This window comes from Gammaproteobacteria bacterium, assembly GCA_029882975.1.
Lineage (GTDB): Bacteria > Pseudomonadota > Gammaproteobacteria > SZUA-152 > SZUA-152 > JAJDNG01.
Genome location: JAOUJW010000013.1, coordinates 37534 through 53930, shown reverse-complemented (window position 1 = coordinate 53930; position 16397 = coordinate 37534). Strand labels below are relative to the sequence as shown.

Annotated in this window: 11 protein-coding genes; 10 read left to right on the top strand and 1 reads right to left on the bottom strand. The window is 47.7% G+C overall.

The features are described from left to right. The first annotated feature begins 48 nt into the window (after positions 1–48). The 3 genes from OEY58_11230 to OEY58_11220 all read left to right on the top strand — a co-directional run bounded on the left by OEY58_11230 (position 49) and on the right by OEY58_11220 (position 5266). Positions 49–3642 carry a S41 family peptidase gene (locus tag OEY58_11230; GenBank protein MDH5326025.1) on the top strand — a complete coding sequence of 1198 codons (3594 nt, stop codon included), beginning with the start codon at positions 49–51 and terminating at the stop codon, positions 3640–3642. A gap of 62 nt (positions 3643–3704) precedes the next feature. Further along, a complete protein-coding gene (locus tag OEY58_11225) occupies positions 3705–4637 on the top strand; it encodes a peptidoglycan-binding protein (GenBank protein ID MDH5326024.1) in 933 nt (310 codons plus the stop codon). Between the two features lie 446 nt (positions 4638–5083). Then, positions 5084–5266, top strand: coding sequence for a hypothetical protein (locus OEY58_11220; GenBank protein ID MDH5326023.1), 183 nt, complete (start codon positions 5084–5086; stop codon positions 5264–5266). A 106-nt stretch (positions 5267–5372) separates the two neighbouring features. Here the strand turns inward: OEY58_11220 and OEY58_11215 are convergent, their stop codons facing one another. Further along, a complete protein-coding gene (locus tag OEY58_11215) occupies positions 5373–6299 on the bottom strand; it encodes a LysR substrate-binding domain-containing protein (protein MDH5326022.1) in 927 nt (308 codons plus the stop codon). A gap of 137 nt (positions 6300–6436) precedes the next feature. Between OEY58_11215 and OEY58_11210 the strand changes: the two genes are divergently transcribed. The 7 genes from OEY58_11210 (at position 6437) to OEY58_11180 (ending at position 16255) form a co-directional block, all read left to right on the top strand. Beyond that, positions 6437–7915, top strand: a complete 1479-nt coding sequence (locus OEY58_11210) for a ribulose-bisphosphate carboxylase large subunit (GenBank protein MDH5326021.1) — start codon at positions 6437–6439, stop codon at positions 7913–7915. Between the two features lie 30 nt (positions 7916–7945). Next, on the top strand, positions 7946–8383 hold the full coding sequence (locus OEY58_11205) for a ribulose bisphosphate carboxylase small subunit (protein ID MDH5326020.1): 438 nt from the start codon (positions 7946–7948) through the stop codon (positions 8381–8383). A 106-nt stretch (positions 8384–8489) separates the two neighbouring features. Further along, a complete protein-coding gene (gene cbbX, locus OEY58_11200) occupies positions 8490–9401 on the top strand; it encodes a CbbX protein (protein MDH5326019.1) in 912 nt (303 codons plus the stop codon). A gap of 747 nt (positions 9402–10148) precedes the next feature. Further along, on the top strand, positions 10149–11300 hold the full coding sequence (locus tag OEY58_11195) for an AAA family ATPase (GenBank protein ID MDH5326018.1): 1152 nt from the start codon (positions 10149–10151) through the stop codon (positions 11298–11300). Further along, entirely contained in the window at positions 11300–11743 is a 444-nt protein-coding gene (locus tag OEY58_11190) for a hypothetical protein (GenBank protein ID MDH5326017.1), read from the top strand. Before OEY58_11195 ends, OEY58_11190 begins: the two co-directional genes overlap by 1 nt. After that, a complete protein-coding gene (locus tag OEY58_11185; protein ID MDH5326016.1) occupies positions 11740–13533 on the top strand; it encodes a hypothetical protein in 1794 nt (597 codons plus the stop codon). Before OEY58_11190 ends, OEY58_11185 begins: the two co-directional genes overlap by 4 nt. Then, on the top strand, positions 13526–16255 hold the full coding sequence (locus OEY58_11180) for a bpX6 domain-containing protein (GenBank protein MDH5326015.1): 2730 nt from the start codon (positions 13526–13528) through the stop codon (positions 16253–16255). Before OEY58_11185 ends, OEY58_11180 begins: the two co-directional genes overlap by 8 nt. Positions 16256–16397: the final 142 nt, after the last annotated feature.

The window sequence follows — 16397 nt, the reverse complement described above, 5'->3', positions numbered from 1 at the left end:
CGATATAAATAATCCGGCGATTAACGCAGGCCATAAAGGAGAGCCGCCATGCCCGTGAACCCCAGGATAGATCCGTATGTACTGCAAGGCCGGCTCGTTACTATGAGCCCGCAAGGCATCGTGGAAGATGGTGCCGTGTATATCAATCAGGGAATTATCGAAGCTGTTAAGCCCATCTCCGCCAGGGCACCCGCCGGGTATAAAAATGCCGACCGAATCAAAACCGGTGACACGCTATACCCTGGTCTCATCGAGTTGCATAACCACCTTGCTTACAATGCCATGCCCCTGTGGGACGTACCGCAAAAATATACCAACAACAGTCAATGGCGGGGTTCCGAAGATTACCGCCGTCAAATCACCAAGCCTACACAGGTGCTGGGAGCCACACAAGGTGTGGTGGAAGCGTTGGTGCGATATGTAGAAATGCGTGCCTTGTTGGGCGGGGTGACTACGACCCAAGGTATCTCCTTGTCATCAGAGCCCGGTATCAAGCGTTACTACAAAGGTTTGGTACGTAATGTAGAACAACCGCTGGATAGCACTTGGCCTGCTGCAGGCACCAATATAGGCAATCCGGTGAGCGGTCAGGCGGAGCAATATCTGCAAAAGTTGTATAAGAAAAAGTGCTATTTACAGCACTTGAGTGAAGGTGTGGATGACACTGCGCGCAATTGGTTTCTGCGGTTACAAAAAGATAATGGCCAATGGGCCATTAACGAAGCCTTCTGTGGTATTCACAGCACAGCGTTACACGCAGCGGATTATCAGGTCATTGCCGATCATGGCGGCTCTATGGTGTGGTCCCCTCTGTCCAATTACCTACTCTACGGAGCCACGGCGTCATTGGGCGCAGTGAAGCAAGCGGGTTTGAAGGTGGCCCTGGGCTCGGATTGGGCACCCAGTGGTTCAAAAAATCTTTTGGGTGAGCTGAAAGTTGCCTGGCTTGCCAGTGAACAGCAGGGCTCCGTGTTTAGTCCGCAGGAACTGGTGGCTATGGTAACCAGTAATCCGGCGCACATTGTTCAGTGGCATCAACACCTGGGTTCCATTGAGCCGGGGTTACGCGCTGATATCATTGCTGTCAATGGGCAATGCGGAGGTTCGGGTAGTGACGAAGACTATCTGCGTTTAATCAAGGCGAGGGAAACCTCCATTACACTGGTTGTGATTGATGGCGTACCGCGATTGGGGCAACCGCGGTTAATGGATGTATTCGGTCCGGGTTCGGATAGTATCACCATTGGTCGTTCCAAGCGCATGCTTAATCTGAAGCAAGACGATGCCGACCCTCTGGTGGGTGCCTTAAGTCTGAGCCAGGCGACCCAGCGCCTGCAGCAAGCCATGGCCAATCTACCCCGGTTGGCTCAGGACTTAAATGCCGCGCAGGCAGCTAACCTATTCAGCGGTAGTGTGGATCACACCGGTGCCAAATGGCGCATTGATATGGACTTTCAGGAAGACGATGCTGAGTTAGAGGTCCGGTTGCACCTGGCGACACAGCCCTTATCCTATTATGTTACCGATCCCATGCAGCTGGAGCCCATCACCGTGGTTGATGATGAAGCGCACTTGCGTAAGCTCATGGGGGCGCGCAATTTGCCGGACTTTATTAAAACCGGCCTGCCGCCCTTGTACGGTAAGCGTTTGTCGCCGACGGCTGAGGTAATGGAGAAAAGTACCCAACCATTGGCGCCCCAGGTGCTGCAGTCCACACGGGAACTGGCCCCGTTTCTGCGTCTTTCCGGTGAGCTGACGCTGGCAGATCGTAAGCGTATTGTGCAACAGGCCATGATTGTTATCGGTGAAAACTATGTGCATTTACCCTTGAAGCGTGCCATGCATGCCGTGGATCCGTTGCAACGCTTGCGCTTGTTAAAGTACCAGCTCGATGAAACCTACGAAGCTGAAATGCCACCCGAGTTAGATTTCCATCATGAGTTGAGTCATATCTTTAACTCCCTGCGTGACTTGCATACCGGCTATCGCTTACCCCGGCCTTTTGCCGGTCATACCGCCTGGTTACCGTTTTTGGTCGAGGAAATATGGGAAAACGGCCAGGACAAATACATCGTCAGCTTTATAGTCACTGATTTGGTTCCTGAAGGTTTTCAAAAGGGTGTGAGCATCACCCATTGGAATGGCGTACCTATTAAGGCTGCCATTCAGGATAACGCCAATCGTCACGCCGGCAGCAATAAAGCCGCGCGATGGGCTAGGGGTATTAACAGCTTAACCCTGCGTCCGCTGGCGAGTGGCTTACCGCCGTTGGAGGAGTGGGTCAATATCACTTATAGAGACTTAAAGGGCCAGGCTCAGGAATGGAAGCAGGATTGGTTGATGTTCCAAGCGGGTGCAGCGGCAGGTGCTACTCCCTTTGGTGTGTTACGTAAGGAGGCGGCTGCTCTGGGTAATGACGATCAGACCGATGCGGTACAACAAGCCAAAAAAGTGTTGTTTGTGCCCCACGTTAGTCAAGTGGAAGCCGATGGTCTCAGTGACCCGACTCAGGTGGAAAAGCTCGTGCGCAGCGACGCTGAGATTTCCAGTTTGCTACCCGCCATTTTTCGTGCGCGTAAGATCAAGCATTCAGGAATGGAATACGCCTACATTCGTATTTTCACTTTTAACACTAAAAGTGCCGATGAGTTCGTACAGGAGTTTGTGCGCTTATCAGGTTTACTGCCGGACAGTGGTTTGGTCATTGATGTGCGCGGTAATGGCGGTGGGTTGATTTATGCGGCAGAGCAATTGTTGCAGGTACTGACACCAAGAACCATCGAACCGGAACGCGCTCAGTTTATCAACAGTCCTCTGAACCTGGCGCTGTGTCGCAACCACGCCAAGTCGGAAATCTTTCCGGGGCTGGAGTTGCAACCCTGGGTGCGTTCCATGAAACAATCGGTGCAAACCGGTGCGACATTTTCGCTAGGTTATCCCATTACTCCGGAGCACAAATGCAATGAAATCGGGCAGCAATACTTTGGGCCGGTTGTGCTCATTGTTGATCCGTTGTGCTACAGCGCCACGGATATTTTTGCGGCCGGTTTTAAAGATCATAAAATCGGGCCGGTACTGGGTACTGGTACCAATACCGGTGCAGGTGGAGCCAATGTGTGGACTCACCAATTACTGTCCCGCTTGATGCAACCGCACCAAAGTCCGGACGTGACCAGCCCTTATCAAGCTCTCCCCAAAGGTAGCGATATTCGCGTTGCCATTCGCCGCACCATGCGCGTGGGTGATCAAGAGGGTGACATTATCGAAGATCTGGGGATCGAGCCCGATGCGGTGCATCGTATGACACGTCGAGATGTGTTGCAGAGTAATGAAGACTTAATCGCTGCCGCCATTGATTTAATTGCTGAATCCAAGCAGTACAGTTTGGATGTGCAATTGCAGGCCCGCGACGACCGTTTGCCGGTATTGCAAATTGTCAGTAGTAATATTGATCGAATTGATGCAACCATAGGTGATGTGCAGCTACACTCAGTGTATCCTCAGAACGGTCAAAGTAATATTGATTTGCAAGACGAGGTAGTGTTACGCAATGCGGATCAGGTTAATATGGAGTTGCGCGGCTATAGTGCCAACCATCTGGTCGTGAAACATAAAGCAAAGTTTCACATTAATACCCACTAGATGCCAACGGCTTGAATCTATACCGCATGATTGTTTCTGGGGTGGCTAAGGGAGATGATTAAATGGTAAATGAATTGCAAAAGAAAACACTACAAGCCATTGTCAATGTATTTGAAACAGGAAAAATTCAAGGGGAATACGGTCAGGTGACATTAATGTCCGGCGATACCGGTCATTTAACTTATGGGCGTTCGCAAACCACCCTGGCCAGTGGTAATCTGTATTTACTCATCAAGGACTACTGTGTTACAGAACATGCTTACCTGGCGGCAGAACTCACTCCGTATCTCAATCGTCTGGAAAATCGTGATCTCACCTTGGACAGTGATTTCAGTTTTCGCGATTTGCTGCATCGAGCCGGAGAAGATCCGGTCATGCATCAGGTGCAAGATGCGTTTTTTGATCGCGTTTATTGGACACCCAGTTTGGTCTCTGCAGGTTACATCCATGCTGAAGTGCCGCTGGGTGTCGGCATAATCTATGACAGTACCATTCACGGCAGTTGGCGCCGCATGAGAGACCGCACCGTACAAAATTTCGGTACTGTACAAGACTTGGGAGAACAAACCTGGTTTACCCATTATGTCCAAACCCGGCGTGACTGGCTCGCCAATCACTCCAACCGACTTTTGAGAAGAACCGTATACCGTATGGACAGCTTCCAGAAAATTATCGACGCTGACAACTGGCAAGTTCAATTACCTATCCAGGTGCATGGTATTACCATAGATGAAGTCAGCTTGACTCACACGCCTACCGTCAGAGCCTCCGCCGAAGATGAATCCGAACGTCCTCTTAAACTGCAACGTCCCTTCCTGCGCGGTAAAGACGTGCGCCAATTGCAGCAAGCGCTGAAAAATTTCGATATTACCGTAGATATTGATGGTATCTTCGGTCCCGGTACGGAAAAAGCCGTTATCGCTTTCCAAAGTAAACAAGGTCTGACCATCGACGGTATTGTTGGCCCGGCAACTCGGGCGGCGTTGGATTTGTGACCAAATCATGCCAAATGGCAAAGTGTGCTTTTTAGCCCGACTTTCGCAAATGGTTTGATAACAGTTTTGTGATGTCGGCCAATATAAGGTGAAGTAAACTTAAAATTTCTTACAGATTATGATGTTTGCGCACAGACTGCCATTATTTGAGGGGCAGGAGTTAAAGGTTTGCGAGCTTATGTAGAGAATGAAAAACCGCTAAACTCAATCATGCTTTGGTGTGTCACAGAGTAGGAGTCATCCAGGCTTTCATATATTCGGATTACCGCATAGTATTGTGCGGCAATTTTGTCTTTGTACCCAAGGAATAGGAGTCAATCTAATTGCCCCATTTTGTTTTTAATATTGAAAAAACCTCAAAACGTAAATGCCAATGTTCAACCCTTCCAAAGACTTGGCTTGGACATTGGGAAAGGGGAACCGGAGAGTCGTTGCCGGAAAAATGTGTGGCGAAATGGTGTGGAAATGTGGTGGAAGTCGGAGCGCATGTTCGTGATGCGGATGATTTGCGGCTGGTGTGGATCGTGCCGTTTTGCCAGTATCACAATAAACGTCCTACCAGTGAGCCCATTGCACTAAAGGATGGGATTACCATGTGTGGCGGATCTATGTCTGTAGATTGCACATAGGCAGTAAATAGGTAAAATGAAGGTGATAATTCCGGTACGATAGCCCTGCCGTGAACTATCCACTTTTAGCGGATGGTGGCGAGCAGTCCTCACCGGCGTGTGCAAGCTATGTTTTAATGGCCTTTTTGTGAACAAAATCCAGAAACGTCTTGGCGACAACAGAAAGATTTTTTCCTGCTGGGTAGCCAATATACCACGGCCAGGAAATCGGAAAACCATCCACATCCAATTCCACTACAGGGCCGTTTCTTAATTCCATAGAAAGGGTGTGACGTGAAACCACTGACACTCCTAAACCGCTGGCTACAGCGTGCTTAATTGCTTCATTGCTTCCCAGTTCCATTTTTATATTTAAACTTAGATTGCATCGCCGGAAATAGTTTTCCACGGCACTTCGTGTGCCCGATCCGAGTTCCCGTATAATAAAAGGCTGAGTGGCAATATGCTTCGCTGTTAAAGGCCCCTGTACTCGGGTCAAGTGGTAGTCTTTAGCGGCAATTACTACCAAGGGATTTTCCACCAAATAGGTAAAGCAGTGATTTTTGTCTTCCGGCGGTTGCCCTATGATGTAAAGGTCATCTTCATTCTGATGTAAGCGTTCAAGTATCCGTTCTCGGTTGGTTACTTTCAGTGACACTTCAATTCCGGGGTACTGTTGACAAAACAACCCTAACTTGTATGGTGCATAGTATTTGGCTGTTGTTACCACTGCCAGTCTTAGGTGCCCGGCTTTCATACCCTGCAGATCCGATGCTTGCATTTCGAAATAGGATAAATGTTCTAGGATACCCCTTGTGCTCTTAAACAGCTCTTTTCCGGTCTCGGTAAGAAAAACCTTTTTACCTATGTGATCAAATAAGGTTGTACCCACATTTTCCTGCAGTTTTTTTATCTGCATGGACACGGTGGGTTGGGTAAGAAACAATTCTTCAGCGGCGCGGGTAAAGCTCTCGTTTCGAGCAATGGATTCAAATACTTGTAGCTGCCGAAAACTAATGCGGCGCGCTAATGCTGAAGGTAAAGGTCTATCCATAGATTATTGTCGATGGTTTTCATCAAATATTTCGACTGTTATTTATAACATATGCAGTGCATTGTGCAATTCGTACGGCTAATACAAGAAGCAAATACACAAATATTTAACAATCATTTCAATTGGAGGAGGATTCCATGGGTGCATCGGAAACCATTACAGAAGGAAAGGACAGGTACAAGTCAGGGGTCATTCCATACAAAAAAATGGGATATTGGGAACCGGATTACATTCCCAAAGACACGGATGTCATTGCGATGTTTCGTATCACACCTCAGCCTGGTGTTGACCACGAAGAAGCGGCGGCGGCTGTAGCTGGAGAATCCTCTACTGCCACCTGGACTGTAGTATGGACAGACCGGTTAACGGCCTGTGAATTGTATCGTGCCAAAGCGTATCGCAGTGAACCTGTACCAAATACCGGAGCAGGTACAAATGTTGAGCAGCAATACTTTGCATATATTGCTTATGATCTTGATTTGTTCGAACCGGGCTCCATTGCCAATCTCACCGCATCCATTATTGGTAACGTATTCGGCTTTAAAGCAGTCAAGGCACTGCGTCTTGAAGACATGCGCTTACCCGTAGCCTATTTAACCACCTTCCAAGGACCGGCCACAGGAATTGTGGTTGAACGAGAGCGATTAGACAAATTCGGAAGACCTCTGCTCGGCGCAACCACTAAACCCAAGCTGGGTTTGTCCGGACGTAACTATGGGCGTGTGGTCTATGAGGCTCTGAAAGGCGGTTTGGACTTTGTAAAAGATGACGAAAATATCAACTCTCAACCCTTTATGCACTGGCGAGATAGATTTCTTTACTGTATGGAAGCGGTAAATAAGGCCAGCGCTGCAACCGGTGAAGTTAAAGGACATTACCTCAATGTTACAGCCGGTACTATGGACGAAATGATTGAGCGAGCCGAATTTGCCAAGTCACTGGGTTCCGTCATAATAATGATCGACTTGGTTATCGGGTACACCGCCATTCAAACCATGGCCAAATGGGCGCGCAAAAACGACATGATTCTGCACTTACATCGTGCAGGAAACTCCACCTATTCAAGGCAAAAAAATCACGGTATGAATTTCAGGGTTATATGCAAGTGGATGCGTATGGCCGGCGTGGACCACATTCATGCGGGTACAGTGGTTGGTAAGCTGGAAGGTGATCCATTGATGATCAAGGGATTCTACGACACTCTACGGGAGACTCGCACTCCGGCTTCCCTGGAAAATGGTTTGTTCTTCGATCAAGAGTGGGCATCGTTGAACAAAGTTATGCCGGTTGCTTCCGGTGGGATACATGCCGGTCAAATGCACCAACTGATTCACTATCTTGGTGAAGACGTTGTGTTGCAATTTGGTGGGGGAACCATTGGTCACCCAATGGGAATACAGGCAGGCGCGGTAGCCAACCGGGTGGCGCTGGAGGCCATGATTTTGGCAAGAAATGAAGGTCGGGATTATATCAACGAAGGACCGGAAATTCTGCAGGCAGCAGCTAAATGGTGTACGCCTCTCAAAGCAGCGCTCGATACTTGGAAAGACATTTCATTCAATTATGAGTCGACAGATACGGCAGATTTTGTTCCGACAGAAACCGTTAGCGCTTAACGCTATTTAACCGTAAAAGGAGAATACATTATGATGAGCAATCACGGTAATCGTCTTACCCAAGGGCAGTTTTCATTCTTACCGGACTTGACTGACGAACAGATAACTAAACAGATTAAATATGCGTTACAAAATAACTGGGCCGTTAGTATCGAATATACCGATGACCCGCATCCACGTAATACCTATTGGGAGATGTTTGGAATGCCCATGTTTGATTTGAAGGACCCTGCGGGAATTATGCTGGAAGTAAACAATTGTCGTAAAACTTTTCCAAGGCACTATATTCGGGTGACGGCATTTGACAGTTCCCGAGGTGTCGAATCACCGGCAATGTCTTACATTGTCAATCGGCCAACGGAAGAGCCTGGATTTAGATTGAAGCGACAGGAGCGCGATGGCCGCAGCGTGGGATATACCATTGAGTCGTACGCTGTTGATAAACCTGAAGGAGAGCGATATCTATAGCGCGTCTATAGATAGAGCTATGTAGCCGGACGGTGCACATCTGCTCAGGTGTGTACCGTCCTGATTGGAAACCGATGATAAATGACATTAATAGACGTAACTGCCCATGACTGAACAAATTGCTGACACTGATAAAACACAAGATTCCATCGATCTGAAAGCCGAATTCAATAACACGCATATTGAAGAGGTATTGGGTAAACTTGATCGGGAGCTTGTGGGATTGACTCCGGTTAAAACACGCATAAAAGAAACAGCGGCTCTCTTGCTGGTAGATAAAGTGAGAAGACAATTAGAGCTAAGCTCCGAGAGTCCTACTCTTCATATGTGTTTTACCGGTAACCCAGGTACAGGAAAAACCACCGTTGCTTTACGTATGGCGGAAATTCTGCACAGGTTGGGCTACATAAGGGAAGGCCACTTGGTTACCGTAACCCGCGATGACTTGGTGGGGCAATACATTGGGCACACAGCACCTAAAACTAAAGAAGTTATCAAAAAAGCGATGGGCGGAGTCTTGTTTATTGACGAGGCTTATTATCTGTATCGTCCAGAAAATGAACGTGACTACGGGCAGGAGTCTATAGAAATCCTGCTGCAGGTTATGGAAAACAATCGGGACGATTTGGTTGTAATTCTGGCCGGCTATAAGAACCGAATGGACAAGTTTTTCGAAAGCAACCCTGGAATGCGCTCGCGCATTGCTCATCATCTGGATTTTCCCGACTATAGTGACGGGGAATTGCTCGCGATTGCCAAGTTAATGTTAAAAGAACAGAACTATGGGTTCAGCCCCGACGGAGAAAAAGTATTCCATGATTACATAAAGCTGCGAATGAAACTGGATCATTTTGCCAACGCCAGATCAATCCGCAACGCATTGGATCGGGCCAGGCTGCGTCAGGCGAACCGACTGTTTAACAGCCCTACGGGTACTGTAACCCGTAGTGAGTTGGTTACTTTAGAGGCATCTGATTTTCTTGCCAGTCGGGTGTTTTCTGAAAACGCGGGAAAATAAGGTTGAGCTAAGGATTTCTTCGGTTTTGGAATGGTATTGAGGAAAATTACGGGAGATGTAAATGGGGTGCGACAATGAAGATAACTTTCCTCCACCGCTTCGTGTTTTGGAGCTAAATATTCAAGCATCTGTATACAATACCATTCGGCGTGGATTGCTTCGTCTAAATAATCCGCTGGTGTACTACCCTGCCAGGTTCAAGAGAGTTAAATGCATATTTTCAAACGCAACGTGGATTTGCCTGGACGAATCTCACAACGATCTCCCAATTGTGGCGTGGCGTGATTTTCAAACAAAAAATCGTGCCATACACCACCCGGTTCCCTGTAGAGCGCATGTCTATAATATAATGGCGGGACCCATTATGGGGACAGTGCTATACAACGTGGAAGAACACATCAATAAAACAATACACAAAGCTGATGCGCTGACTTTGTCGTAGTCGCTTTAGGGTCAGTGTCCATTTGAAAAAAGAACGAGTATACGGTGTGTGATGGTTTGAGCAGTTAGAGTCGGTCTCACCCGGTCGTTCTATCGTAAAAAATCGTGTTTTCTTAATTGCTTCCCTTTGCAAGTGCTTGAACAGACCGGAATCGTTAGTAATGCAGCTTAGAATTGTAGCTAACTTCTCCTAAAGCTAATTGCCAAATGGGTCCGTGTCAAGTTCCATTTCCCGATTGCAGCCAGTCCGTAATTGAAATACCATGATGTATCAATAACTGTAATGTGGGATTTACAATGAATTCAATTGATTCTCGATTGTCCATTGCGTCATCCTCTATCCGGCAATCCATTAAGGAAGCAACCCAGGGATTAGTGGAAAGGGAAACGCTGGCTGATCTTATCATTTTGTCTGCAGTCGCTTCCGAACATTTGTTGGTCATCGGTCCTCCCGGTACTGCAAAAAGCGCGGTGGTTCGGCGGGTAGCACAGTCATTGGGTGGACGTTATTTTGAGTACTTGTTAGGTCGTTTTACCGAACCCAGTGAAATTTTCGGACCCGTGGATTTGCGCAAACTTCGCACAGGTACGATCGAAACTGAAACCACCGGTATGCTACCGGAAGCGGATATTGCATTTTTGGATGAAGTTTTTCTGGGGTCCACTGCTGTTTTGAATACTCTACTCGGAGTTCTGAACGAGCGTACATTTCGCCGTGGGCATACAAAAATTCGCTGCCCACTGAGAGTATGCGTAGGTGCTGCAAATCACTTACCGGAGGAGGAATCCTTGTCAGCCTTTGCTGACCGGTTTTTGGTTCACTGTTTTGTAGAATCAGTGCCCGATTTCCTGTTGGAATCACTGCTATCCGGTGGCTGGTCAAACAGCACGGCAGAACCGACGGCCTGTGACGCCCTTATGCATTTAGATACCTTATCTGCTTCTGTAAGAAACGCGAACATGAATCAAGTGAGGAGTGCTCTCAGTCACTGTATCCGATTGTTGCGAAAGGCTGGTATCCAATTGTCGGACCGTCGTATTGTGAAGTCCCAGATGCTCATTGCCGCGGCAGCAGTATTGGCGGGTAGGCAACATCCCGAAGAAAGTGATTTGTGGCCTTTGGTCTACGTTATTCCATCTGAAGAAGGCCAGATTTCAGCGCGAGAAGTTTTGGCTGAGGCATTAAAAACCACATCAAACCAGACGCTAAATGCGGTAGCGGAAGATGCATCTAACAGTCCCGCCACACGGGCAGCCCGAATAGAGGAACAAGCTAAAGCGTTGTTTGCCAAAGATTCAGAATCCGGAGCGGAATCGGCTGAACGAGAACGCTGGATTTTGCAGTTAGAGTCAATAGGAAGAGAAATAGATGCCGGGTTTCCCGCCGATACTTTGCCGGATTCTCTGGCGGCAATTAAGCAGGAAATTACCAGGATAGTTTCGGAAGAAAACCCCTAATGCAACTTGTTAAGGAACCCGGTAATCTGAAGACTGGTATACGTATCGAGTGGGTAGCGGCAGAGCAACCACTGGAGCCGACTGTAGCGGTTGCAAATGGTCCTGTGGTTGTGGCGCTGGTGCGCCGTCTCTTGTCCTTGGAGGAAGCTCAATTACAAAACTACAGTGGTGTAAGCTCAGATGGAATAATGCTTATTTCCGGGGAACATCTACCTTGGGTTGAGGGTATCCGCTATCTTGGTCGCAGCGCGATGGCGCCTAACCTGTTACTTCCGACCAGTTTACAGTGCAGCGTACCTTTGGAATTGCTGGATAAGTCACTTTGCAATTTGAAGGTTGCACCCCCCATAGCTGTATTGCCAGAAATAGACGCAGTGGTTTCTTTTAGTGCAGCATTACCCATTAGCCGAGATTTGCTTGAAATTTATTCAGGATCTGTATGATGCAGCTACCCCGAGCATTGCGACCATGGGCGCAGGAACTGTCTTTGTTCCCCGAGGATGTTGCATTAAGTCTGGGCGGCTTGGTTCACAAACTGTCATTATTATTCGGCCGCCTGGACAGCATGGTATTACAAGGTTTGGCGGAGCCGGATGGTTACTCGGGATTGCAAAGTAAACCGGTGTATGAACGGTTGTTGTTGAGTGAGTGGTTACTTGCAGAAGAACTACCGGAAGAGTTTGATAGACGAGCGGTAATGGGTGAACATCTGTTTTTAAAGCGCCACACCAAGCACAGTGACGAATCCAGGTTTTCGGTGATATTGCTCGATTGCGGGCCACTTTTTGTGGGAGCACCGCGGTTGTTACAGCTGGCTTTGATTATATTTTTGCAAAGGCGAGCGTTACAAAAAAAAGTAGGTTTTCGTTGGGGTGTTTTGCAGCAACCTGGGATTTTGCACGAAGAAGTGTCGCAGAAAACCTTATCGCTATTCATTAAATCCCGAAGTTCCCTGTGCGTATCTCCGGAAAGTTCACAACAATGGTGCGATACTTTGAATTCTCATTCGACTATTCGTGAATTCTGGCTGGTGGCGGCGCAGGTTATCCAATGCGATGACTTGCAGGTAAATCACATCAATATCGAAGATGAGTTGATACCCGGTGAGCGCCGATTATCCCTCACATTGCAATACGGTAACCATGTCAGAAATTCGACTATTGAGTTGCCAGATGATGCAATGTGTGCGCGAATTATAAGAGACCCGTTTTACAGTACGCAAAATTACAGGCAACAAGCCGCTTTCCAATTATCCGGTTCCATCATTTTTTGCGGTACGGGCCGCAAAATTGCAGTAAGCGCATTGAATGTAGGTGCTGCTGTCTATCCCGTACCAAACTCGGCAAGTGCCAAAACAGGAATTGCCCGGGTGTTTGCAGCGCCACCGCAACACGAAATCGTTGCTGTTCAGACGCAGAAACGACGTATATTTGTGATAAGCGAGAGCCATGGACAATTTTATTGTCACAATTTCCCCGGGGCGAACCAACAATGCATGATTCGAACGCATGGTGAAACAAATATGTATGTGGATGTCAGGCGAAGCGGGTATCGCCCTCTATTTGTTTTCTCATTACCGGGATATTCTCATTGCGCATTCTTTTTGGATGACGCGTTACAGCTGTTTAAGATAAATTTCGGAGAGGAAGAAGTGAAGGCCATTCCAGTCGACGATTCTGTATCGGCGGTGATGGTAAGTGCTTTGGGTCTGAGTTATGTAAAAGTAGAGTCGCAGGACGAATTGCTGTTAGTAAAAAGGGCTAACTCCTATCGGCCGGAAAAGGAAACAATCGGTTTGGAAGAGACTACATCCGGGCAGGTGTTTTTGGGTTGCGATCACCACCAGAAGGATAATGTGATTCTGGCAGTGGAGAATGGCGAAAAATCACATTGGCATACGGTAGGTGGGTCGCGCGAACAGCGAATTGAAGTGAGTCCCAATGTTCGGGTGGTTGGTGTTGTGAGGCTTCCACCCGAACATTGGAGCAAGGGCGGACTGTCCGGAAGTGGTCAAGTTGTTCTGGTGGCGTTCGATGCAATTGACGGTAGAGTTTTTCTTTTAGATCAACGAGGCGAAAACGACTTGATCAGAGAGGAGGGAATAGCAGAAATACTGTTTGATCCTGTTTATGTATACATTGCCTATACCTTAGTAAGTGGCGAGGTAAAAGTGTTTTCGTTGTTGCGAAACGAAGTGGTTTTGATTATAAACTCGGATCAAACGAATGACTAAGTATGTTTTTTGTGGGCATCATCAGGTTCAGGGATTTTATTTTCCCATTTCTGTTGCTGAGTTGAAAACACGTAAACGCATCTTGACGCAGTGGCAACATGGGTTGAGAGTGTTTCGTCACCCCCAGATTGATGGTGTGTTTGTTCTATTTCAGAAGTCCTTGTTGCAGGATTGTGATGCGGCTCCGGGATATGCATTGGTAAAACGTCACGGTGTATGGACCAATGCGATGATTAGAAAAGAAGATGCGTTGGAATCGAACGGTTTTGGAGAAACTTTGTTGCTTATGTTTCATGGAAGCTTGAGGCGGATCAGTTTATCGGATGCGATAGAAGAAGACGTATCGGCTTGGATTGATGTCAGTGGCATCAAAGAGATTCAGGTTCAGTCTATGGGTAGACTGCCGGAACTAAAGACTGAGGATCTGCTAAAGGAAAAACAAGCCGTATATAAGCTGTTTTCTAATGAAGATTTAAAACCTGCTCCGGAACAGGAAGAGTTTATTCGGTCGCTTTCCGGTAAACCGGATTCATCAAAGCAAAATACCACGGCGTGGACTCAGTCCTTTTTTTCATTAAAGAAAATTATTCAATTTATATTTTCCCGGAATGGGCAGGTAGAACCCAATGGCGGTACAAGTTATGGTAATCCGTCAGGGGGCATGGCCGGTGGCATTTTCGATAAGTTCAGCGCGCTGTTCAAGCGTTTGGTTATGTCCTCAAATCTCGGGAAATTCCTGTCGAAGCGCCAAGCGCGTTACTTTCGAGGAATGTTGGACAAATTTGAAAGTGGTGATATTCATGATGCCTTACGTCATGCTATACCACTAGCCAGTGCGCGAGATGCATTTAACGCCGACCAGCCGGAGCTGGGGTTGCCGAAAGCACGCGCTGATTTGAAAATCAATTTCAGTTCCTCCCGTAGTTCTGGTAGTTTCCAATTCGAACATGATTTTTATGACTATCTTAGAAAACTGTATCGCTCCGTTTTTGAGCGACTGGATCGAGCCGGAAAAATAGAAGAGGCAGCATTTGTGTTGGCCGAATTACTTCAGGCTACAGAAGAGGCGGTCAGTTATCTGGAAAAGCATGGTGAGCTACGTTTGGCCGCCAAACTCGCCGAAGGTCGTGAAGCGAATCCTGCCCTCGTGATCCGGCAGTGGTTTTTGGCCGGTGAAGTCGGTCGGGCGATACAAATCGCCAAACGTACTCGGCATTTTTCTCAAGCTGTTCAAAGGATGCAACAATCCCATCCGATGGAAGCGGATAAACTGAGACTGTTATGGGCGCATTCCTTGGTCGAGGCAGGTCAATACGCCGCAGCAGTGGATGTGGTATGGTCTTTGGAGTCTGCGCGCGCTTTGGTATGGGCGTGGGCCGGAGCAGCTATAGAAGAAGGTGGTGAGTCAGGCGCTCGAATGCTGGCGCGTAAGATTGCCTACTGTCCTGATGAATACCCCGAACTGCGTGAACAGGCATTGCGGGTATTGGATGGAGATACGAAGTCTCCTATAGACTCGTATCAACATCCAATGGACCAGGCGGCACGCATGGCCTTTGCAAAGGCATTGCTACAAGAGCCGCAGTCTATTCAAAGCAGGGCCATTGCCCGGCAGGTCTATCGATCCATGCTTAGAGATTACGGTTTAGGTCTAATGTGGAATACGCGGGACCTAGATAAAATGTCTCTCTATGCACAGGAGCGTGCATTGCGCGCGGATATGCCTACTTCGCCCCATGGAGGGGGTATGGTGGCGATTCAATCAGAATTACCGCACCAGAGTATCACACATATGCTGAGCGATAGCGGAACTACAGAAGTATGGTGTGCACAGGTGCTACCCAAATTACGTATGCTATTGGCTAGAGGTGAAGCCGGTGTCACAGTAATGAATTTCTCAGGTAAGCAATCTTCACATTATGCAGAACCTGCACATCAATTGGTGTTGGTCCAAACCGGTAATAGAGCCATTGCAATCGCGCAACGAGGTGAGTTCATGCGCTTGGCTAAGCTGAATCTGTCAGCCGGTAGCAGTCGTTTCTGGTGTGACGTTAAGCTAAGTGCTTGGTGTGATTGTTACGATGGCATTGAGTGGTTTGCGGCTCAGGATAACCGGCTGATGGCCGTAGACGCGCAGGCAGATGAATTTCGAGTATTGTGGCAGGTTGACGATTTGCCAGGAGAAGTGGTGGCAATGGCTTGCCGTGACAATGCTTTGTCGATTCTTCTTATGGGTGAGCAGTTACAATGCTGGCGTTATGAAATTCCGTCGATGATGCTGAGAGATCGTGCTTGTTGTAATATGGATGGACTGGAAAAAGGTGGGTTGTTTGGTTTTACTGTAACACCAGATTCTCAAGTGCTAGCCTTGCAACAAGGGTTTCAAGGTCTCGAATATCTGTGTTTTTTTCAAGAAAACAGTCCCAAGCGACTTGGTTTGGAGACGCCTGCAGACATGGCGAATATTTTGTGGGTGGAGCAATGCGAGGAATGGTTGCTGTTAGGGTATGAGTTGGAACAGGAAAAAATAGGGCAGTGCATATGGGTATACAAAGTGGGTGACAATATGGATGGGCAAGCTGTGATGAAATTGGATATTGCCAATCGTGGCCACGCTCATGCAATAGTTAAGGATGCGAAACTTAGTTATTGCGATTCCACGGGTCAGATTGCAATGATTGATATGCGTAGCGGCCAGTTGGTATGGAAGCATCGTGTGTAGCTGTAGAATCTTTTCCTCAGAACGACCGGACATCTGATATCGTACTATTCTTGCTTGACTCTTGATGTCAGGCCCCCTATCTTTACTAGAATTCCCAAGGCTTGCATTCGCTGCACACTGTCAACGTAGCGCAGTATTTGTA